General features: G+C 60.5%; 15 protein-coding genes and 1 pseudogene. 14 read left to right on the top strand and 2 right to left on the bottom strand.

The window, feature by feature from the left end:
• Nucleotides 1-18: 18 nt before the first annotated feature.
• Genes ACUN0E_RS03855 through ACUN0E_RS03835 form a run of 5 tightly spaced genes read left to right on the top strand, consistent with a single transcriptional unit; the run spans nucleotide 19 to nucleotide 6840 of the window.
• Nucleotides 19-1404 (top strand): MmgE/PrpD family protein, encoded by a 1386-nt coding sequence (locus ACUN0E_RS03855; RefSeq protein WP_445565713.1) that lies wholly within the window; start codon nucleotides 19-21, stop codon nucleotides 1402-1404.
• Nucleotides 1401-2768, top strand: a complete 1368-nt coding sequence (locus ACUN0E_RS03850; protein ID WP_445565712.1) for an MmgE/PrpD family protein — start codon at nucleotides 1401-1403, stop codon at nucleotides 2766-2768. The genes ACUN0E_RS03855 and ACUN0E_RS03850 overlap by 4 nt, the downstream gene beginning before the upstream one ends.
• 52 nt (nucleotides 2769-2820) lie before the next feature.
• Nucleotides 2821-4218 (top strand): MFS transporter, encoded by a 1398-nt coding sequence (locus ACUN0E_RS03845; RefSeq protein WP_408224126.1) that lies wholly within the window; start codon nucleotides 2821-2823, stop codon nucleotides 4216-4218.
• A 28-nt stretch (nucleotides 4219-4246) separates the two neighbouring features.
• On the top strand, nucleotides 4247-5749 hold the full coding sequence (tcuA, locus tag ACUN0E_RS03840; protein WP_445565711.1) for an FAD-dependent tricarballylate dehydrogenase TcuA: 1503 nt from the start codon (nucleotides 4247-4249) through the stop codon (nucleotides 5747-5749).
• 2 nt (nucleotides 5750-5751) lie between these two features.
• The gene (locus ACUN0E_RS03835) at nucleotides 5752-6840 is read left to right on the top strand and encodes an ornithine cyclodeaminase family protein (protein ID WP_445565710.1); all 1089 of its coding nucleotides are present in this window, start codon (nucleotides 5752-5754) and stop codon (nucleotides 6838-6840) included.
• A gap of 37 nt (nucleotides 6841-6877) precedes the next feature.
• Here the strand turns inward: ACUN0E_RS03835 and ACUN0E_RS03830 are convergent, their stop codons facing one another.
• Nucleotides 6878-8116 carry a LysR family transcriptional regulator gene (locus ACUN0E_RS03830; RefSeq protein ID WP_408224117.1) on the bottom strand — a complete coding sequence of 413 codons (1239 nt, stop codon included), beginning with the start codon at nucleotides 8114-8116 and terminating at the stop codon, nucleotides 6878-6880.
• A 566-nt stretch (nucleotides 8117-8682) separates the two neighbouring features.
• Between ACUN0E_RS03830 and ACUN0E_RS03825 the strand changes: the two genes are divergently transcribed.
• The 9 genes and pseudogenes from ACUN0E_RS03825 to ACUN0E_RS03785 all read left to right on the top strand — a co-directional run bounded on the left by ACUN0E_RS03825 (nucleotide 8683) and on the right by ACUN0E_RS03785 (nucleotide 19786).
• On the top strand, nucleotides 8683-9984 hold the full coding sequence (locus tag ACUN0E_RS03825) for a gallate dioxygenase (RefSeq protein WP_445565709.1): 1302 nt from the start codon (nucleotides 8683-8685) through the stop codon (nucleotides 9982-9984).
• A gap of 491 nt (nucleotides 9985-10475) precedes the next feature.
• Nucleotides 10476-10820, top strand: coding sequence for a porin (locus tag ACUN0E_RS03820; protein WP_445565708.1), 345 nt, complete (start codon nucleotides 10476-10478; stop codon nucleotides 10818-10820).
• 72 nt (nucleotides 10821-10892) lie between these two features.
• Nucleotides 10893-12242, top strand: coding sequence for an MFS transporter (locus ACUN0E_RS03815; RefSeq protein ID WP_445565707.1), 1350 nt, complete (start codon nucleotides 10893-10895; stop codon nucleotides 12240-12242).
• 72 nt (nucleotides 12243-12314) lie between these two features.
• Entirely contained in the window at nucleotides 12315-13340 is a 1026-nt protein-coding gene (locus ACUN0E_RS03810; RefSeq protein WP_445565706.1) for an amidohydrolase family protein, read from the top strand.
• A 2-nt stretch (nucleotides 13341-13342) separates the two neighbouring features.
• Nucleotides 13343-14026, top strand: coding sequence for a 4-carboxy-4-hydroxy-2-oxoadipate aldolase/oxaloacetate decarboxylase (gene ligK, locus ACUN0E_RS03805; protein WP_408224103.1), 684 nt, complete (start codon nucleotides 13343-13345; stop codon nucleotides 14024-14026).
• Nucleotides 14027-14039: 13 nt separating this feature from the next.
• Nucleotides 14040-14747, top strand: coding sequence for a substrate-binding domain-containing protein (locus ACUN0E_RS03800; RefSeq protein WP_408224100.1), 708 nt, complete (start codon nucleotides 14040-14042; stop codon nucleotides 14745-14747).
• 497 nt (nucleotides 14748-15244) lie between these two features.
• Nucleotides 15245-16342, top strand: a pseudogene (locus tag ACUN0E_RS03795) (lactonase family protein).
• 221 nt (nucleotides 16343-16563) lie between these two features.
• A complete protein-coding gene (alr, locus tag ACUN0E_RS03790; RefSeq protein ID WP_408224097.1) occupies nucleotides 16564-17631 on the top strand; it encodes an alanine racemase in 1068 nt (355 codons plus the stop codon).
• A gap of 220 nt (nucleotides 17632-17851) precedes the next feature.
• A complete protein-coding gene (locus tag ACUN0E_RS03785; RefSeq protein WP_408224094.1) occupies nucleotides 17852-19786 on the top strand; it encodes a putative bifunctional diguanylate cyclase/phosphodiesterase in 1935 nt (644 codons plus the stop codon).
• A 34-nt stretch (nucleotides 19787-19820) separates the two neighbouring features.
• On the opposite strand, the gene ACUN0E_RS03780 is transcribed toward ACUN0E_RS03785, so the two are convergent.
• Complete coding sequence (locus tag ACUN0E_RS03780; protein ID WP_408224091.1) at nucleotides 19821-20627, bottom strand: ABC transporter ATP-binding protein; 807 nt, start codon at nucleotides 20625-20627, stop codon at nucleotides 19821-19823.
• Nucleotide 20628: the final 1 nt, after the last annotated feature.

Below are 20628 nucleotides of genomic sequence, written 5' to 3'. Positions count from 1 at the left end.
AAAAGGAGACCGTTGCTTATGCCGTCCAGTTCGCACGACGCGCCTTTCGCAGCGCAAGTGCTGTCGGAGTATGCGAGTGCACTGCGTTTCGGGCAGTTGCCCGAACAGGTGGTGCGGCGCGCGAAAGACTGCCTGATCGACGCGATCGGCGCGGCGGTTTACGGACATGAAGTCGCGGCAGGCCAGGCCGCGATACGTTATAGCGAAGACGCGGCGGCTGGACCTTGCGCGATCCTGGGAAGTGCGAGACGGGTCACACCGGAAGCGGCGGCGTTTGCGGGCGGTGTCCTCACGCATGCCGCCGAACTCGACAGTCTGCGGCAGCCTGGCAGCGGCGTGCATCCCGGCGCGGCGCTCGTACCGGCGGCATTGGCGGCGGCACAGGCGTCGGGTGCATCGGGCAGTGAATTGCTGACCGCGCTGGTCGCGGGCATTGAAGTGCTGTTCCGGATCGGCAATGCGACGAGACATTCCGCCGAGGCGCGTGGCTTTCACGCGCCGGGATTGACGGGGCCGTTCGGCGCGGCGATTGTTGCTGGCCGGCTTGCAGGGTTGAATGCCGGCGAACTGCGTCGCGCGTTGGGTATTGCGGGGTCGCTCGGCGGCGGCCTGCTGGAGTTTGCGAAGAGTGGTGACGGGGGGCTGGTCAAACGGATCCATCTCGGACGCGCGGCACAAGCCGGCGTGACTGCCGCACGACTCGTGAAGGCTGGCTTCGATGGGCCGTCCAGTGTGCTCGAAGGAAAGTATGGGTTTTTGCATGGCTATTGCGAAAGTGCGGACGCATCGCGTTTGACTGCCGGACTCGGCGAGCAGTATGAAACGCTGACGCTGTGCCTCAAACGCTACGCCTGTCACATCGTCGCGCATACGCCGGTGTTTGCCGCGCAAAGATTGCGCGCCGGGCACGATATCGATGCACGACGCAGCGACGGGCGCCGCATCGCGTCGATTCGTATCGAAGGCGCGGCGCGGCTCGCGGCGAATCACGACATCAAGGCACCGCAAGACCAGGTGCTCGCGCAGTACAGCGTGCCATTCTGCGTCGCCGCAGCGTTGCTGTACGACGCCGACGATCCGGCCACGTTCGGTGCGGCCTTGCTTGACGATCCAGCCGTGCGCGAACTCGCCCAACGCGTCGAAATCGTGCCGACTGACAAGACGGGTCTTTCTACGCTAACGCGCATCACGCTCGGCAACGGCACGGCGTATGAACAGGCGCAGGCCGATTTCCCCGGCTGCCCGAGCGATCCGCTAGAGATCGACCAACTTCGCGCCAAATTCGTGCGGCTGACCCGCCGGCTCGGTGATCGCGCCGCCACGTTGTTCGAGCGGCTCGATGCGCTCGAACACGAAACCGATTTGCAGTGGCTCGACGCCGCGCCTCAAGGAGTTCGTACATGAGCATCGCGCAAATACTCGGCGCGCGAATCGCCGCCTTTTCGTTTGCCGATGTGCCCGACGCAGCGCGGCACTGGGCACGCATCGGCATCATCGATACGGTTGGCGTGACACTCGCGGGGGCGCCCGAACCATGTGCCCGAATGGCCCGCGCCGTGGCCACGCCGTCGACTGGCGACGCGCTGCTGTTCGGCCGCCGCGAACGCATCCGCCCGACCGATGCCGCGTTCGTCAACGGCACCGCCGCGCATGCGCTCGATTTCGACGATTGCAGCAACACACTCGGCGGCCATCCGTCGGCACCGATCCTGCCCGCGCTGTTCGCGCTCGCCGACGAGCGGCATGTGAGCGGACGCGAACTGTTGACGGCGTACGTCGCGGCTTTCGAAGCACAGGCGCGGCTGGCTCGCGCGGTGAATTTTCACCACTACGACAAAGGCTGGCATCCGACAGCGACGCTCGGCGTATTCGGCGCATGCGCAGGATCGGCGCGCCTGCTTGGACTAGATGTGGCGCAGACGGCGAGCGCATTGTCGATTGCCGCGTCGTTTGCATCAGGTGTGAAAGCCAATTTCGGCACCATGACCAAACCGCTGCATGTCGGACACGCTTCACGTAACGGCCTCGTTGCGGCATTGCTAGCGCGCGAAGGCTTCACCGCAGGCGATGCAACGTTCGAACACCGGCAAGGGTTTCTCAACGTCTACAACGGCGCGGGCAACTACGACGCGGATGCGGCAGTGAATCATTGGGCCGATCCGCTAGATATCGTCGAACCTGGCATCGCGATCAAGCAGTACCCATGCTGCGGCAGCACGCATCCTGCGATCGACGCGATGCTGATACTGGCCGCCGAACATGATCTGAAACCGCAGGATGTCGAGCGCGTGCTGTCGTATACGCATCCGCGCCGGTTGCAGCACACGAACCGTCCCGAACCGAATAGCGCGCTCGACGCGAAATTCAGCGTGCAGTATTGCGTCACGCGTGCGTTGGCGAAGAGACGTGTGGTGCTATCGGATTTTGAAGGTGAGGCGTATGCCGAGGCGGCGATCCGTGCCCTGATGAAGCGCGTGATTGCCGAGCCCGATCCGCAAGCCGACCAACAGCCCGACCACTTCGGCGCCGAGATTGTCGTCGAAATGCGCGATGGCCGGCGCTTTGCAAAACGTGTTGCGAGTGCCGCAGGGCGCACGTCCGCTAACCCGTTGCCGAACTCGCGTATCGAAGCGAAGTTTCTCGATTGCGCACAGCATGTGCTGACCGATGCGGCCAGCACCGATGCACTCGCGATGCTGTGGCGAATCGACGAACTGGACGATCTCGCCACGCTGTCGGGGTTGCTGGAAGCGGGCCTGCGCAACTAGGCATCGACATCAAACCAGCGGTAACGACCGCTGGGAACGAAGGAGACAAGCCATGAACGATTCACTCGTCGCCGCGCGCGTCGACCGGTTGCCGACCTCGCGAATGCACCGCGAATGGATGTTCCTGTTCGCGATTCCGCTGTTCTTCGAAAGCTGCGATATCAACACGTTCGCGTCCGCCGCGCCCGCGTTGATCGCGCACTGGCATATCGCGATCAACGAAATCGCGTTGATCACGTCGGCGAGTTTCATTGGCATGTTCTTCGGCGCGACGCTCGGCGGCATGCTGTCGGACCGGCTGGGGCGCAAACGTTCGCTGATCCTGTTCGTGATGATTTCGTCACTCGGCTCGCTTGCGACCGCGGCGGTGCCAAGCGTGGCCTATCTGTTTGCGGCGCGGGTGGTGACCGGTTTCGGCATTTCGGCCGGCATGGTGACGGTCATGGTCTATATCGCCGAAGTGTTTCCGGCGCGCTCACGCGGCACCTGGCAATCGTGGGCGATGGTGGTCAACCTGTGTGCCATTCCAATGACGAACCTGGTCGCGCGGCTTCTCGTGCCGTACGGTCCACATGGCTGGCGCTGGGTGTTTGTGTGGGGCGCGCTCGGCATTGTGTTTCCGTTGCTCGCGCGGCGCTTGCCCGAGTCGCCGCGCTGGAGCGCGCGTGCGGGCCGTTTCGATGAAGCCGAACAGGCACTTTCCGCAATGGAAGCGCGCGCGGTGGCCGACGGCCACACACTGAGTGTGCCGGACGTCGTCGCGCGTCCGCGGGAAGTGCGCGAGCCGTGGACCACGATGTTCAATCGTGTCTACCGACGCCGCACGCTGACGCTGTGCGCGATCTGGCTGCTGCAGACAATCGGCTTCTATGGCTTCGAAGCGTGGGTGCCGACGCTGCTCGTGCATCACGGCATCACGATCGCGCGCAGCCTCACATATTTCACATTGATCAATGTCGGCGCGCCGCTGGGCGCATTGCTCGCCGTGTATCCGGCGGACCGCTTCGAGCGCAAGCATCTGATCGCCGTGGTCGCGTTGCTGATCGCGGGCTTTGGGCTGTTATACGGCCTGAGCTTCACGCCGGTCCTGATCGTCACGTTTGGTTTCGCGGTCGGCATGCTGACGCAAACCTTCGCCACGCTGCTTTACTCGTACACACCCGAACAATTTCCGACCGGAGTGCGCACCAGCGCGACCGGTCTGACTTATGGCGCGGGGCGCCTCGCGAACGTCGCGAATGCGTTCATCATCGCAGCGATCTATACGAACTACGGTTACGTGACGGTGTTCATGTATATCGCTGGCGCGTGGTTCCTCACCGCGCTGATCACACTCGCGTTTGGTCCGCGTACGACCGGCCGCAGTCTCGAAACCCTCAATCCGGCCGTCGATGCGGCGGGCAGCCAGGCAGCATCGATGCCGCCGCTTGCCGACTATCCGCGCCACTGACCGCTTTCATTTCAAGGAGATTCATCCGATGACACCTGAAGAACTCAACGGTATCGACGTACTCGTGATCGGCGCCGGCAACGCAGCCGCGAATGCGGCGCTTGCCGCGCGTGAAGGCGGCGCGAGCGTCGCATTGCTCGAAAGTGCGCCAGCCGATGCGCGCGGCGGCAATTCCGCCTTTACCGGCGGCGCGTTCCGCTTCGTCTACGATTCCGTCGACGATCTGTTGAAGCTCGCGCCCGATATTGCGGAACTCGATCTGCCGAACATCGACTTCGGGACTTATACGCGCGAGCAGTATTTCGACGACATTGGCCGCCTCACCGAATACCGCGCCGATCTTGAACTCACCGATGTGTTGATCGAAAACAGCTTCGACGCTGCGCTATGGCTCAAAAAACACGGCGTGCGTTTCCAGCCAGCGTTGGGACGGCAGGCGTTTCGCGTTGAAGGCAAGTTCCGTTTCTGGGGTGGACTCGCGTGCCATATCCTGGGCGGCGGCACGCATCTGGTCGAGACGCTGCATAAGGCGCTGGAGAATGCCGGTATCGGTGTCGTGTATCAAACTCAGGCGATGAGCCTGTTGTACGACGGCGGCGGCATTCAGGGCGTGCGTGCGCTGCATCAGGGCAAGCAGATCGAGGTCCGTGCAAAAGCTGTTGTGCTTGCATGCGGGGGCTTCGAATCGAATGCGGAAATGCGGGCTCGCTATCTCGGGCCGAACTGGGACCTCGCGAAAGTGCGCGGCACGCGTTACAACACCGGCTGGGGTCATCGCATGGCGATGGACGTGGGCGCGGCGGTGACCGGCCACTGGTCTGGCGCACACGCGGTGCAGTGGGATATGAACGCGCCCGAGTATGGCGATCTGACGATCGGTGACCGCTTCCAGAAACACAATTATCCGTTCGGCATTCTCGTCAATGCAAAGGGCGAACGCTTCCTCGACGAAGGGCTGGATTTCCATAGTTTTACCTACGCGAAATACGGCCACGAAGTGCTGAAGCAACCGGGCCTTTTCGCATGGCAGGTGTTCGATCAGAAAGTGGTGAAACTGCTGCGCGACGAATATCGGATTGCGCGCATCACGAAAGAAACCGCGAATACGCTCGAAGAACTGTCGACCAGGCTGACCGGTGTCGATCCAGAAGGTTTTCTGCGCACGGTGCGCGCGTACAACTACGCCGCGCGCCCCGATGTGCCGTTCAATCCGAATGTGCACGATGGCTTGCGCACGCAAGGGCTTGCGATCGACAAGACCAACTGGGCCAACAGGCTCGATACACCGCCTTATGAAGCCTATGGCGTGACGACTGGCGTTACCTTTACGTTCGGCGGACTGAAAGTGTCTACCGCCGCGGAAGTGCTCGATGTGTCCGGCCAGCCGGTGCGCGGCTTGTATGCAGCCGGCGAGATTGTCGGCGGTTTGTACTATCACAACTATGGCAGCGGCACGGGTCTCGTCGCAGGCGCCGTGTTCGGTAGACGCGCGGGCGCCGGCGCGGCTGCGCTCATACGTGGAGCGCGCTAACGATGCTGCTGATCGATAACGAATGCGTCGCGCGTCTGCTGACAATGCGAGACTGCATCGATGTGCAGGAACGCGCGTTTGCAGGCCTCCTGACCGGTGCGTCGATTGGCCGGCCGCGTATCGACACGTACATGCCATCGGCGCGCGATGACGGCTACTACCGTTTCGGTTCTGTCGACGGTGCGACCGATGGTGTGCTTGCCGTGCGGCTCAAATCGGACGTGATGGTCTGGCCGCGCGGTGGCAGCGAGCAGAAGTATTGCGTCGAGCCGGGCACCTATTGCGGGCTCGTCGTGCTGTTCAGCACCGAGGACGGCGCGCCTCTCGCGATCCTCAACGATGGCCATCTGCAGCATATGCGCGTCGGTGGTGCGGCGGGGCTCGGCACGCGGCTGCTGGCACGCGCGGACGCGCATTCGGTCGGCATGATCGGCTCGGGCGGCATGGCCGAAACCTTTCTCGAAGCGTTGACGGCCGTGCGTGATCTGCAAAGCGTGCGCGTGTTCAGCCGCAGTGCGGATAATCGCAACCGTTTTGCGCAGCGGATGAGCGAGCGTCTCGGCATTCAGGTCACGGCAGTCGAAGGGCCCGAAGCCGCGGTGCGCGGCGCCGATATCGTCGCGACCTGTACCGACAGCATGACACCCGTGCTCGATGCCGCGTGGCTCGAACCGGGCATGCACGTTGTTGCGCTGACGCCGCGCGAATTCGACGCGCAAGTTGCGGCCCGTTTCGACGTCACGATTGCACAAGGCCGCGAACCGCTGCCGATGGCGGAGAGCGAGCGCTTCAGCCAGCATATTTCAGGGAGCCCGAATGCGTTCGTCGGCGGTTCGGCTGAGGAACGAGCGCGGTTGCCGGTGTCGCATGGCGCGCGTGTCGATACGACGCACTGGCCGATCTATACCGATGTGATTTCGGGCCGCGCACCAGGGCGAACCGATGACCGGCAGATCACGTTTTACTATACGGTCGGCAACTGGGGCGTGCAGTTCGCGGCGGTCGGCGGCCATGTCTACCGGGAAGCGGTGCGCGAGAAGCTTGGCGTGCCGCTACCGCGCGAATGGTTCGTGCAATCGATCAGGAATTGAGCGGGAGCTGGCGCCTCTGGGCGCGAGCGGACGAAATTCAGCCGCTGATTGTGCGCGTAACGTCGACAACGGAGAGGCGGATCGCATCGATCAACGCTCGTGCAGCGGGAGACGGGTTGCCGGTCGAGCGCATGGTCAGACCGATGTCGCGCCGGGTATTGTGCAACTTGACATCGAGAACCGCTAATTGTCCGGATTCGATCTCCAGGTGTAATTGATGGGCCGACAGTGCAGCGATCATGTCCGTGTCGAATAGCAGCCCGCGAATCACGGCAAGGTCCGCTGTCTCGACAGTCGGCATGGGCGGCTTCACTTTTATCCGCTTGAACTGCGCTTCGAGGAGCGCACGAGCCGGTGCATTGCTCCGCGGCAGCACCCATTGCGCGCCGCGCAAATCCACGATGGTGAGATTGCCCATATGCGCTAGCGGATGATCGCAGCGCACCAGCAGCGCCATATCTGACGACATCAGACGCTCGTTTTTCAGGCCACTCGAGGCGTCATTATCCCGTAGGGCGCCGAGGATAAAGTCGATGTCGCCCGCGCGCAGGTCTGCGACGAGTGCCTCGTAGGCGCTTTCGTTCGTGACCGTACGCACGCCCGGATTCTCTTTGGTCATCCGCGCAATCGCTCTGGGCAGGATCAACGTGCGACCGAGCGGCAACGCGCCGACCGTCACCGTGCCCTGGATCTTGCCGTGCGTTGCCGCGATATCGTCGGGAACATGCCTTAACTCGTTCAACGCACGGCGTACACGCAGCAGAAACGTTTCACCTTCCGTTGTGAGCAGGATCCCGCGCGGACTGCGATGAAACAGAGTCAGGCCGGCGCCGCTTTCCAGCACGCGAATCGCCGTACTCACTGCTGGCTGGCTGATACCGAAGGTCTTGGCCGCGCTCGGCATGTGCCGATGGCGGGCCAGCGCGGTAAACAACTGAAGCCGCCGCGTGTTGAGCAGATACGCCGGCAACGCACCTTCCGCTGCAGGCCGGCGGCGTGCCTGCTTTGCCGAGCACCACTGCGCGAGCTCTTCCAACTCGGCGAAGATCCGCTCGCAACGCTTCAGAACAGCACGGCCGACCGGAGTCGGAAGCATGCCCGAAGGGCTGCGGTCGAAAAGCGGCTCGCCGAGCGCTGCTTCCAACTCCTGCACGGAACGTGTGATGGCAGACTGGGCGCGAAAGAGCGTAGCGGCTGCACGCGTCGCGCTGCCCGTATCGGCGACAAGCCGGAACGCGCGCAGTTGCGACAGGTTGAGAAGTTCGTTGTTGCTCATGAATGGCGGGACTGACTCATTTGTCGATATCAGTATAGCGACGTGCTATCGCCGCCACTACGTATGCAAACCGGATTGCGATTTAGTTTATGAGCCATCTGTTCTATTTATGGACCGTGGACGAATGCGAGCAGGCGTCCTGGATGGACTATACCCGCTTGGGATCCCAAATGTACCTGATGCCATGCGGTTTGCGGCGGGTGATGAACGATAGAAAATCGACAGAATGCCGCTTAGAAGGCTATTTGACGGCGCTTTAATGTGGTTTACCCTCCCTTACCGAAAATCTCCGCTGTTTCTATATTTGTATCCCAAATAGGGGCAATAGATAGTGTCACCGGTCGCCGTACCCATCCAATCCGCGCACGAAAATGCGCGGCGCAAAGTGAGGAGGGCAAGAATCTGGCGGGAGTCATGGGCGGCGGGGTTGGAACGGCAGACTGTCCGACAATTGCCGTGACTTATGGCGGGTCTCACCATCGCCGGTTCATTGACAAGCATTTTTCCCGCACTAGCGAGGCCTGGGGCTTCGATTGGCGGTTATATGAGTTTTGAGGAGTATTGGCATGGCACGGATCATCGGCGGCATCGCCGCCTCGCACACACCCACGATCGGCTTTGCGTTCGATAAGAACAAGCGCGACGATCCAGTGTGGGCACCGATCTTCGAAAATTTCGCCCCGTTGGCCAACTGGCTCGCGGAGAAGCGTCCGGACGTGCTACTGGTCATCTACAACGATCATGTCACCTCGTTCTTCTTCGACCACTATTCGGCATTCACGCTGGGCGTGGGGCCCGAGTGGCATGTTGCTGACGAGGGTGGCGGCGCACGGGACCTGCCGCCTATCAAAGGGCATCCGGCCCTGGCTGCGCACATCGGCACCTCGCTCATGACCGATGAATTCGACATGTCTTTTTTTCAGAACAAGGCGCTCGATCACGGCTGCTTTTCGCCTCTATCGATGCTCTGCCCACACACGCCCGAATGGCCGGTGAAGCTCGTACCGCTGCAGATGGGCGTCCTGCAACTGCCGGTTCCGAGTGCGCGGCGCTTTTATAAGCTCGGGCAAGCATTGAGACGCGCGATCGAGAGTTACCCGGAGGATCTCAAAGTCGCGATCGTCGCAACGGGTGGGCTGTCGCACCAGGTGCATGGGGAACGCGCGGGTTTCAACAATACGGAATGGGACCAGCGTTTTCTCGATCTTTTCGAGCGCGATCCAGAGCAATTGGCTGAGATGACGATTGCTGAATATGCAACGCTGGGCGGGTTCGAGGGTGCGGAAGTGATCATGTGGCTCACGATGCGAGGCGCGTTGTCGTCCAACGTCGTATGCAAGCACCGTAGCTACTACCTGCCGTCGATGGCCGGCATCGCGACTGCGATCTACGAAGGCGAAGAGAGTGAAGCGGCGCCTTCCATCGCAGAGCGCCACCGGCAGCGGATGGCGGCTCAACTCACCGGTGTCGAGACACTTGAGGGCACCTATCCGTTCACGATCGAGGTCGCCGTGAGGGCCTATCGGATCAACGATTACCTTCACCGGATGGTAGAGCCCGTTCATCGCGGAGCCTTCATGAATGATCCGGAGGCGAGTTTCGTGGCAGCGGGCTTGACTGAGGAAGAGCGGGACCTGATCCGCCGTCGAGATTGGCGCGGCCTGCTGCACTACGGCGTCATTTTCTTCATGCTCGAGAAGCTAGGCGCGGTGACGGGCGTGTCGAATCTTCACATCTACGCCGCAATGCGCGGAGAAACGCTGGAGGCTTTCCAACGCACTCGCAATGCGCCCGGCGCTTTGTATTCGGTGGCGGGAAAGAGTGCTGGAAAGCTCGACTGGGACAGTGCGGAAAAAGGAAAGAGTTGAGAAACGGATGGGACCGGCGTGATACCAACGCGCGGCCTTTCGTCACCGACCATTTTGCCAAGTGCTACTGCATGCCATCTGTTTTGTTTATCGAGTCTGAGTGACCGGCCTCATGGTCAGGACGCGCACTCATCCTCGAGGCTCAACGGCAGACCGCTGAGTCCCTTACTGAAACTATGTAAAAGATCATATTTTTCAAAGGTTTGCGAGATGTGGTGTTTATGTCGTACCACGAGCAAGAATGTGAGATAAGTAAAAACCCTTATATCGAAACCGATGTTCCGCACGTTCGTTCTGCCCTGTTCAGTATGCGTGGACCTATTTCGAAAGCTGGGTGAGGTGGCTATATTGATCCGGTGTAACTGTTTCGCGTTGCACCCGGATCAGGTCTGCTTCATCAAGTCGAAGTGAGTTGCTAGCTTTGCTTCAGATATGGAAGTCGCTAACTTTCCATGAAATTAGTAAAACTAACTAAGACGTAAGGAGACTTTGTGAAGAAGACCGAAAAGATCACCCTGGCATTGTTGAGCGCCGCTTTTGCTGCCCCGGGGGCTCAGGCGCAGAGCAGCGTTACGCTATTTGGCCTGATCGACACGGGCATTACTTACGTCAGCAAATTTGGCTCATGGACCGCGAATGCACTTTTCACAACGGTTCATAACTCCGTCAACGTCGACTACGCGCTATCCAAGCGAACGAGCGTCTACGTTCTGGGGCTTTATCAGCGCGCCAATTCTGGAGCGCTCGCTCAGATCAACGGCCTGAACAGTTCGGACGGCGCATCCAGTAGTGCCACTCAGGCGATTGCGCGAGTCGGTATTCACACCCGCTTCTGATAGACGCGGTTGCGGACCAGATCACGATCGTCGCGTTATATCAAACAGGCGGCAAGGAGACAGGAGAAACAAATGACAAGCGGAAAGACAATTGATATCAAGGCTTTTATCGACGAGCGACCCATCTCGCCTTACCAGTGGCTACTGGTGGCGCTGTGTTTTCTCATCGTGACTGCCGATGGCATGGACGTGACCATCATGGGTTTTGTGGCGCCTTCGATCATCCATGACTGGGGGATTTCGCGCCCCGCATTCGGTCTGGTGATGAGCGCGGCGCCGCTGGGTCTCGTGATCGGTGCACTGGGAGCAGGACCTGCTTCGGACCGCATCGGCCGTAAGTGGGTGCTGATTACCTCGGTTTTCCTTTTCGGTGTGTTCACGATCGCGACGGCCTTTACTCAGTCGCCTATGGAAATGGCCACTCTGCGTTTGCTGACGGGCATTGGCCTCGGCGCCGCAATGCCTAACTCGACGACGCTGCTGTCGGAGTACGCACCTCAGCGCAAGCGTTCGCTGTTGATCACCATCATGTTCACGGGCTTCAATCTGGGGTCGGCCCTGATCGGTTTTGCGGCCGGCTGGCTGATTCCTGAACACGGCTGGCGTTCGGTGTTGATTTTCGGTGGCGCGCTGCCGCTGGCTTTGATTCCGTTGCAAATGTGGCTGCTGCCGGAGTCGGCTCGCCTGCTCGCGGTGCGCGGGGCATCGCCCGCACGTATCGGTGCGGTTCTGGGCCGGGTGTGCGGCACGCGCTTTTCCGGTGACGAGGTTTTCGTTTCCAGCGAACCGCCTTTGCCAACGCGCAAACCGATCGGCGTACTCTTTTCGCAGGGGTATGGCTTCATGACGGCGGCGCTTTGGGTGACCTATTTCATGGGTCTGCTCGTCATCTATCTGTTGACGGGCTGGTTGCCGACGCTCATGAAAGATGCCGGATTGACAGTCACGACGGCCGCTAATGTGACGGCGATGTTCCAGATCGGTGGAACGATCGGCGCCATCGTTGTCGGCTGGATGATGGACAAGGTACGGCCGGCGCCCGTTATCAGCGCGGCCTACCTTGGCGGTGGTCTGTGCGTGCTGGCGCTGGCGTGGATCGGGGCATTGTCGTCCTCGCTAACGTTGCTAGTGTTTGCTGCGGGTTTTTGCATGAGCGGCGCGCAGACCGGACTGAACGCGTTTGCACCGAGCCGTTACCCGACAGTTGCGCGCGCAACCGGGGTCAGTTGGATGCTTGGCATGGGCCGTTTTGGCAGCATCTTCGGCTCGGCAATAGGTGGTGCGTTGCTTGGATTCGGTCTGCTGTTCGGGGCGATTCTTGCGATGCTGGCAGTGCCCGCAACGCTGGCTGCGGTCGCCATTTTGTTGGCTCAACGGGCGAGGGCCGGTGAACTGGCGCCGCAGCCCAACACGGCACACTGACGAAGTAATGGGGCGATGCCACTCGTCACGCGTGGCATCGCGGTAACATCAAATCAGCTATTTGGAACAACGATGATCATCGATATCCACGGCCACTACACGACGGCGCCAAAGGCGCTGGAGATGTGGCGCAACCGGCAGATCGCAGGTATCAACAATCCGTCGGACATGCCGAAGCCTTCCGAATTGCATATCGGCGACGACGAGTTGCGGGAGTCGATCGAAAGCAACCAGTTGCGGTTGATGCGCGAGCGCGGGCTCGATCTGACCATTTTCAGCCCGCGTGCGAGTTTCATGGCGCATCACATCGGCGACTTCGACGTGTCGAACACGTGGGCGGCGATCTGTAACGAACTCTGCTACCGGGTGAGCCAGCTCTTTCCGGACCATTTCATTCCGGCTGCGATGCTGCCTCAGAGCCCGGGCGTGGACGTCGCCACCTGCATTCCCGAACTGGTGAAGTGTGTCGAGCAATACGGCAACGTGGCGATCAATCTGAATCCGGACCCCTCGGGCGGCCACTGGACCAGCCTGCCGCTGTCCGACCGCTACTGGTACCCGATCTACGAGAAGATGGTCGAGTACGACATTCCCGCAATGATTCACGTGAGCACGAGTTGCAACGCGTGCTTCCACACCACTGGCGCGCACTATCTGAACGCCGATACGACTGCGTTCATGCAGTGCCTGACGTCGGACCTGTTCCATGACTTCCCCACGCTGCGTTTCGTGATTCCGCATGGCGGCGGCGCAGTGCCCTATCACTGGGGACGTTTCCGCGGCCTCGCTCAAGAGATGAAAAAACCGCCACTCGAAGACCACCTGCTGAACAACGTTTTCTTCGACACCTGCGTGTATCACCAGCCCGGCATCAATCTGCTAACCGAAGTGATTCCCGTCGACAACATCCTGTTCGCGAGCGAGATGATTGGCGCGGTCCGCGGTATCGATCCCTACACGCAGCACTATTTCGACGACACGAAGCGCTACATCGAGGCGGCGCATATCGACGCAGACGAACGGTACAAGATTTACGAGGGTAACGCGCGGCGTGTCTACCCGCGTCTGGATGCAACATTGAAAGCGAAGGGGCATTGATCATGTATGAACTTGGAGTCGTGTATCGCAACATTCAGCGGGCAGACGGCGACGTCGCTGCGAAGCTCGGTGCGCTCGGGACTGCCACGGTGCACGAGGCAATGGGACGTACCGGGCTGATGAAACCCTACATGCGGCCGATCCATGTGGGCACGCAGGCTAGCGGAACCGCCGTCACGGTCCTGCTGCAACCGGGCGACAACTGGATGCTGCATGTCGCGGCGGAACAGATCCAGCCGGGCGATATCGTCATTGCCGCGATCACGACGGATTGCACGGACGGTTATTTCGGCGACTTGCTGGCGACGAGCTTCCAGGCTCGCGGAGCACGTGGACTTGTCATCGACGGTGGCGTGCGTGACGTGCGCGTGCTGGCCGACATGAAGTTCCCGGTATGGAGCAAGGCAATCTCGGCCAAAGGAACGGTCAAGGCGACGCTTGGTTCGGTGAACATACCCGTGATATGCGCAGGTGCGCTGGTGAATCCCGGCGATGTCGTCGTGGCTGATGACGACGGTGTGGTCGTGGTGCCTGCAGCGGCGGCGCAAAAGGTTCTCGAAAAAGCGGCGGCGCGCGAAGCCAACGAAGGCGAGAAGCGCGCGAAGCTGGCCTCTGGCGTGCTGGGGCTGGATATGTACAACATGCGCGAGCCGTTGCGACAGGCCGGACTGCGCTACATCGACTGAAAGGGCAGCGAGCATGGTCTTCGATCCAACCCTGAGCCAGGCGATCACTGGTATCTCCTCGATGGCTACCCGCAACGTGCTGGCCGATCTCGTCGAACAATACGCGCGACATTCGCGGCAACGGGTCGTGGTCGAATCGGTCGGCGGTGTCGAGGCGGCCCGGCGCGTTCTGGACGGCGAGCCGTTCGATATTGTCGTGCTGTCGGCCGACGCGATCGACCGGCTGGCAGCGGCCGGCCGGGTCGTTGCGGGCACGCGGGCAGATCTGGCACGCTCGGGCGTGGCGATTGCCGTGGCGGCTGGGGCGACGCAACCCGAGATCGCTAGTGAAGCGGCGGTTCGCGACGCCATTCTGGCGGCGCGCAGCATCGGCTACTCAACGGGTCCTAGCGGTTCGCACCTGGTTCGCCTATTCGAGCGCTGGGGCATCGCTGAGACGATCGCACCGCGCATCGTGCAGGCTCCCCCCGGCGTTCCGGTGGGCTCGCTTGTCGCGAGTGGGGATGTTGAGCTCGGTTTCCAGCAATTGAGCGAGCTGATGCATTTGCCTGGCATCGATGTTGTCGGGACATTGCCGCCTGACATCCAGGTTGTCACTGTTTTCTCGGCTGCGGTCTGCACGACGTCTGAACAGCGGGCCGAAGCGCAGGCACTCATCTCGTTCCTGGTCTCGCCTCAAGCGGCTTCGGCCAAACTTGCTCACGGAATGGAGCCGGCGTGAGGTAAGGAAAAACGCGCGGTATCGACGCAATGCGTGCCGCGCCATTCATTTTTAATATTAATTAGAAATACTATATATATATTCCGATTGTAAATTTCGGAATAGGGCGTATATCAGAAAGGAGGCGAAAGTCCATCATATAAATAAGGAATATTAAATAATTACGCCGTCATCGTGGATGCGCCGTGTGCTCACGGCGTACAGAGACGGCTCTGATTTCCGACAGAAGAGACTGGTTAAGGAGTTCACCCCGTAGACAATGCGGAGACCGTTGATCGCTTTCACCAGAATTGCGCCGTGGTGAGCCGGGGTCGGGAATAACGGATGATTGCCCGCTTGCGTCCTTTGAGCCGTATGGAGGCAGGCGGCGTGCATTCTTCCCACACTATCTGACCTTCAAGCTAGCGGACTATGACACGACCCCACCCCACCAGAAAAACAGGTTGACACGGTACGGAGCCGTGGCGGTATTTATCGCACTTACGTTGTTAGCTGGAATGTACGGCACGCGCAGCAACGCCGCTACGTTACCGGAAGATGCACACACGGAACTCGCCTACGTTGGCACGCAGGAACGCCAGATTCACGCGCTACGCTTCGACACGTCTACCGGCAAGCTGACGGTGATCGGCCCGGTTGCCGAGGGACCGAAATCCACGTGGGTCGCAGCGCACCCCCGCTTGCCCATTCTCTATTCGGTCGATGACGACAATACAAGAGAAGGAAGTGTCACCGCCTACGCGGTGGATCGCGGGACCGGTGCGCTCACCCGATTGAACGAGGTCGCCACACGAGGCAGTGGAACCACGAATCTGGGCCTGGACACACCCTCGATGACCTTACTCGCTGCCAACTACGGCGGCGGGTCCGTGTCGAGCATTGCGGTCAATCGCGACGGAAGCCTGGGCTCGCTTGTGTCCACGATCAAGGAGACAGGTTCCGGACCGAACCGCCGGCAGGCGAGCGCGCATGCACACAGCGCCACAGTCGACCCGTCAGGTCGATACGCACTCGTTCCCGATCTGGGCGCCGATCGTGTGTTTGTTTATGGCTTTGACCGCGCCGCCCATTCGTTGTCACCGGACGACGGGACCGATCCGCGGTCCTTCATTGTTCCGCCCGGCAGTGGTACCCGCCACCTTGCTTTCGGTTCGAACGGTCAGTACGTTCATCTGCTAACCGAACTGACCGCAGAGATCATGGTGCTACGCTGGGATGCATAGCAGGGGCGTTTGACACTGGTGCAATCGGTGCCGACAAGCAGCCAGAATTTTCAGGGCGTGAAAAGTGGCGCTGAGGTTGCGGTGAGCCATGATGGGCGTTTTGTCTATGTCGAGGACCGGGGAGAAAATGCGCTAGTCGTCTATCGCATTAGCTCTGATTCGGGAGAGCTTTCGCTGGTTCAGCGCACGTCCTCGGGCGGTGAAAGACCGTGGGGATTTGCAATCGATCCGTCGGGAAAATGGATGCTGGTCGCCAATCAACGTAGCGGGAAGGTGAATGTGTTCAGCATTGACCCTACGTCTGGCATGGTGTCGGACACGGGGCAATCGGTGGGCGTACCGACTCCCGTCAGTATTGCCTTTGTGAAATGAGGAACCGTCCCGGTATGGGACGGTTCTGCCGCGGAAAGGGTATTGGGGTAGACGGATACCCGGTCGGGCGAATCGACAAATAAACCCAAAAAATTAAAACAATACAGTAACAAAAACTGGTTGAGGCTAGATACGATAGTGGGAAAGCCTGCCTGTTGGCGGTAGCGCCGGCTTTTAGCAACAGGCATCCCTTCCTTCTAGACAAGTCCCCAACACCTCCCATGCCACGCCCGATCGTTGCACAGATTCACCCTGGCGCAGTCAGCCACAACCTCTCCCTCGTCAAGCAGCGCGCGTCTCGATCACGGGCCTGGGCCGTAGTCAAAGCCAACGCATATGGACACGGAATCGACCGCGTTTTCCCGGCGCTCGCGAGTGCAGATGGCATCGCGCTGCTTGATCTCGATGAAGCGGTCCGCGTGCGTGAGTTGGGCTGGTCCAAACCGATTCTTCTTCTGGAAGGTGTGTTCAGACCTGGTGACGTGCAAATCGCCCAACAATTCGATCTTTCCATGGCCGTGCATTGCCATGAGCAACTCGATCTGTTGCGTCTGTCGTCGTCAGGTCAGCGCGTCAACGTGCATCTGAAGATGAACTCCGGGATGAATCGCCTCGGCTTCCGACCCGACGCGTACCGTGCCGCGTGGGAGCAAGCCAGATCGATTCCGGCCATCGCGGACATTACGTTGATGAGCCATTTCGCGAACGCTGACGATGGCGACGTTGCATGGCAGATGGATCGTTTCGATGCGGTGACTCACAACATACCGGGTCAACGAAGTCTCGCGAATTCAGCGGCCGTTCTGTGGCACCCCCAGGCGCATCGTGACTGGGTGCGTCCGGGCGTTGTGCTGTACGGCGGTTCGCCCACCGGTCAGTCGCGCCACATTGACGACGTGGGCTTGCGTGCTTCGATGACGCTCAGGAGCGAAGTGATCGGTGTGCAGTCATTGTCGGCACAGGAAACGGTCGGTTATGGCCGTGCCTTCGCTGCGAATCGTGAGATGCGCATTGGTGTGGTGGCATGCGGATATGCGGACGGATATCCCCGGCACGCATCGACGGGTACGCCAATCGCTGTCGATGGAGTCATGACGCAAGTGGTGGGCCGCGTTTCGATGGACATGCTCACCGTCGACCTGACGTCATGTCCGCAAGCGCAGATCGGTTCAAAGGTCGAGTTGTGGGGCGAGCAGGTCAGGATCGATGACGTTGCTCACGCTTCGGGCACGATCGGGTATGAACTGATGTGCGCGCTGGCAAAGCGGGTGCCGGTAGAAGTCGACTGAACGACTTTCTTTCTCGCTGGAGTGTGAAGCAAGTGCGAGGCAATCCGTAAGGCATATTCGCGTGTTCGGCCTGGATGCGGCACAACATTGCGGGTATATACCGGCGTGATAGCGTCCAAAGCAGGGCTGTAGCGTTGCTTTGGACATTTTGTTTTGTGTTTACGTAATAATCGCGAGGCGCGTCCGATTCGATCCACTAACCAGTGAAAATGTGCAGGTCATGGCTTTCAGCGAACCAAGGTCTCCATTTTTCAAGTGGGTGGTGTCCTCCGCTCAGGACCTGAGTGCCGACAACCGGCAGGTATTGCTTGCCAACCTGTTCACGCGAACCGCATCGATCGTGTTTGCGTCGATCTGCGAAATCAGTGTCTGCGCGACCGCCTACTACCTGTACCCAAGAGCCCTTTACGCCTGGTGGAGCAGCGCCGTGGTCGTGCTGCTGGTTGCGCGTCTTGCGTTGATCCGGCTGTGCTGCCGGCGCAGCGCCCAGAATCTGCCGACCCCTACCTCAGCCTTCCTCTTTGCGAGCCTTCTCTGGGCCGTCTTATTCGGGTTCGGCAGTTTCTTGTGCAATACCAGCGGAAACCAGACGCTCTTTCTGCTCGGTAACGTTTGCGCTGTGGGCGTAATCGGCGGATTGGCCGGACGCAATGCAGGCACACCCCGGCTCGTGCTTCTTCAGATTTCGCTCATTCTCGGGCTGTTGGGGTGGGGGGCGGCGCTTTCTCCCGGCTCCGGCAAACTCGTGCTGCTGTTTCAGGCGCCGTTTTGTGCGGCCGGTTTCTTCACCGTGGCGTTGCGCAGCAATCGCGACACCGTTGCGTTACTGTTGGCGCGTGAAAGCAGTCACCGGCTCGCTCACCAGGACAGTCTCACGGGCTTGCCCAACCGCGCTCGCATTACCGAACTTCTGTTGGAGCGCACGGCGGCGGGCTCGTTACGGCAGGATCATTTATTCGCGGTTCTACTGATCGACCTCGACGGCTTTAAGGCAATCAATGACAGCCTGGGCCATGCCGCCGGCGATCAGATCCTTCAGGAGGCGGCGACGCGATTGCGTGAAGTGCTGCCGGCCGGCGACCTTGTCGGACGCCTGGCCGGCGACGAGTTCGTCGCCATTTCCGACGGCACGGCTTCCACCCGCGATGTTCGTTTGCTGGCTGAACGCATCGTCAAAACACTGGCGCGTCCTTTCGTGTTGAGCGAAGCGTTGGTACATATCGGTGCGAGTGTGGGCATCTCACTCTATCCGGAGCATGCCAATACAGGGCCACAACTGCTGATTTGCGCGGACCGCGCGTTGTACGCAGTCAAACGCAGCGGCAAAAGCGCCTTCGCTATCTTCGACGCGGCCACGCACGCATCCGACGAAAGTTTGAGTCTCCTGCGCAGCGATCTGGAAGGCGCGATGCAGTCTTACAGCGATTTGCGCATGGAGTACCAGCCGATCGTCGATCTCAGCGACGACACGATTTCCGGCCGCGAGGCGCTGCTTCGCTGGACCCACCCGACTCGCGGCGAGCTTTCTCCCTCCGCATTTATTCCCACTGCCGAACGTACGGGGCTCATCCTTGCCCTCGGCGAGTGGGTCTTGCTGCAATCATGCGCGGAAGCTGCCACCTGGCGTGATGCAGTGAGCGTCGCCGTGAATGTGTCGCCGGTGCAATTGCGGGAGGAGTCGTTCGCGTCGACTGTTGCGGCGATCCTTGGCAAGACGGGATTGCTGCCGGCGCGTCTGAATATCGAAGTCACGGAGACGGTGTTGTTGAGCGACGACGTCATCACCCGGCACAACATCGAAAAGCTTCGCGCATTGGGAATCGGTCTGGCGCTCGATGACTTCGGCACCGGTTTTTCCACCATGTCGACGCTTGTGCGCTTCTCGTTCGACAAGCTCAAGATCGACAGTTCGTTCGTGAAGGAATCCGCGTACCGGCGCGAATCCGCGGCCATGGTTCGCGGGATTGTGGCTTTGGCGCGAGAAATCGGTATGCCGACTACGGCGGAAGGCATCGAGACGCAGGAGCAGCTGAATTTTGTGCGCGTCTGCGGATGCACGCATGCTCAGGGTTTTCTTCTCGGCAAGCCGGTCCGCGGCGAGGAGATCCCGCACTTCGAAAAAGGACTTGCTGCGCATTCCGTGGATAAGGATTGAGCAGCAGCGTTGAAATGTTGAGGCGTCCGTGGCGTTAGCCGCTCGCTCGCAGGGCAGCGTGGCGTGATCCCCAGCGCGTGCTACTCGTGACGGGTGTGCCACGCCCAAGATAGGCATCGCGCAGCGCATCCAGTTCCAGCAACGTGTCTGCCTTCCCATGCGCAACCACGCGTCCGCCTTCGAGCACATATCCCGACTGCGCATACCGCAACGCGATCGCCGCATTCTGCTCAGCCAGCAAAAAGCTGACGCCGTCGTTGCGATTGAGTGCAGCCACGGTCTCGAAGATTTCTTCGACGACTTGCGGGGCCAGTCCCATAGAAGGTTCGTCGAGCAACACCAGCGAGGGCCGCGCCATCAATGCGCGGCCGATCGCAACCATCTGCTGTTCTCCGCCGGACGTATATCCCGCGAGCGTCTTGCGGCGTTCTTTGAGCCGCGGAAAGATCCCGTAGATGCGTTGGAGATCCGCTTCGAGCTCAGCGCGTTGAGGCCGGCGCACAAACGCGCCGAGCCGCAGATTTTCTTCGACGGACAAATGAGCAAAACAACGCCGCCCTTCCAGCACCTGGACGAGCCCACGTTCGGCGAGTGTCCACGGGTCCACGTGGGTAGTGGCATCGCCGCGATACGCGATGCGGCCTGATGTCAGCTCGCCCCGCTCGGCACGAATCAGGTTCGAGATGGCCTTCAGCGTGGTCGTCTTGCCCGCGCCATTGCCGCCCAGCAGCGCGACGATGGCGCCGGACGGCACTGTCAGTGAAACGCCGCGCAATGCCGGAATGAGCTGGCTATACGTCACGGCAATGTCCTCGACCTGCAGGATCGGGGCGGCGCCCATG

The organism is Paraburkholderia sp. D1E (genome assembly GCF_052682275.1).
This window is presented reverse-complemented; position numbering and strand designations above follow the sequence as displayed.

What these genes read in the sequence shown, in the direction of transcription:
- ACUN0E_RS03835 (WP_445565710.1), top strand. Translation starts at nt 5,752, where the DNA reads ATGCTGCTGATCGATAACGAATGCGTCGCGCGTCTGCTGACAATGCGA.
- ACUN0E_RS03815 (WP_445565707.1), top strand. Translation starts at nt 10,893, where the DNA reads ATGACAAGCGGAAAGACAATTGATATCAAGGCTTTTATCGACGAGCGA.
- ACUN0E_RS03785 (WP_408224094.1), top strand. Translation starts at nt 17,852, where the DNA reads ATGGCTTTCAGCGAACCAAGGTCTCCATTTTTCAAGTGGGTGGTGTCC.
- ACUN0E_RS03780 (WP_408224091.1), bottom strand. Translation starts at nt 20,627, where the DNA reads ATGGGCGCCGCCCCGATCCTGCAGGTCGAGGACATTGCCGTGACGTAT.
- ACUN0E_RS03850 (WP_445565712.1), top strand. Translation starts at nt 1,401, where the DNA reads ATGAGCATCGCGCAAATACTCGGCGCGCGAATCGCCGCCTTTTCGTTT.
- ACUN0E_RS03810 (WP_445565706.1), top strand. Translation starts at nt 12,315, where the DNA reads ATGATCATCGATATCCACGGCCACTACACGACGGCGCCAAAGGCGCTG.
- ACUN0E_RS03855 (WP_445565713.1), top strand. Translation starts at nt 19, where the DNA reads ATGCCGTCCAGTTCGCACGACGCGCCTTTCGCAGCGCAAGTGCTGTCG.
- ACUN0E_RS03845 (WP_408224126.1), top strand. Translation starts at nt 2,821, where the DNA reads ATGAACGATTCACTCGTCGCCGCGCGCGTCGACCGGTTGCCGACCTCG.
- ACUN0E_RS03800 (WP_408224100.1), top strand. Translation starts at nt 14,040, where the DNA reads ATGGTCTTCGATCCAACCCTGAGCCAGGCGATCACTGGTATCTCCTCG.
- alr (WP_408224097.1), top strand. Translation starts at nt 16,564, where the DNA reads ATGCCACGCCCGATCGTTGCACAGATTCACCCTGGCGCAGTCAGCCAC.
- tcuA (WP_445565711.1), top strand. Translation starts at nt 4,247, where the DNA reads ATGACACCTGAAGAACTCAACGGTATCGACGTACTCGTGATCGGCGCC.
- ligK (WP_408224103.1), top strand. Translation starts at nt 13,343, where the DNA reads ATGTATGAACTTGGAGTCGTGTATCGCAACATTCAGCGGGCAGACGGC.
- ACUN0E_RS03830 (WP_408224117.1), bottom strand. Translation starts at nt 8,116, where the DNA reads ATGAGCAACAACGAACTTCTCAACCTGTCGCAACTGCGCGCGTTCCGG.
- ACUN0E_RS03825 (WP_445565709.1), top strand. Translation starts at nt 8,683, where the DNA reads ATGGCACGGATCATCGGCGGCATCGCCGCCTCGCACACACCCACGATC.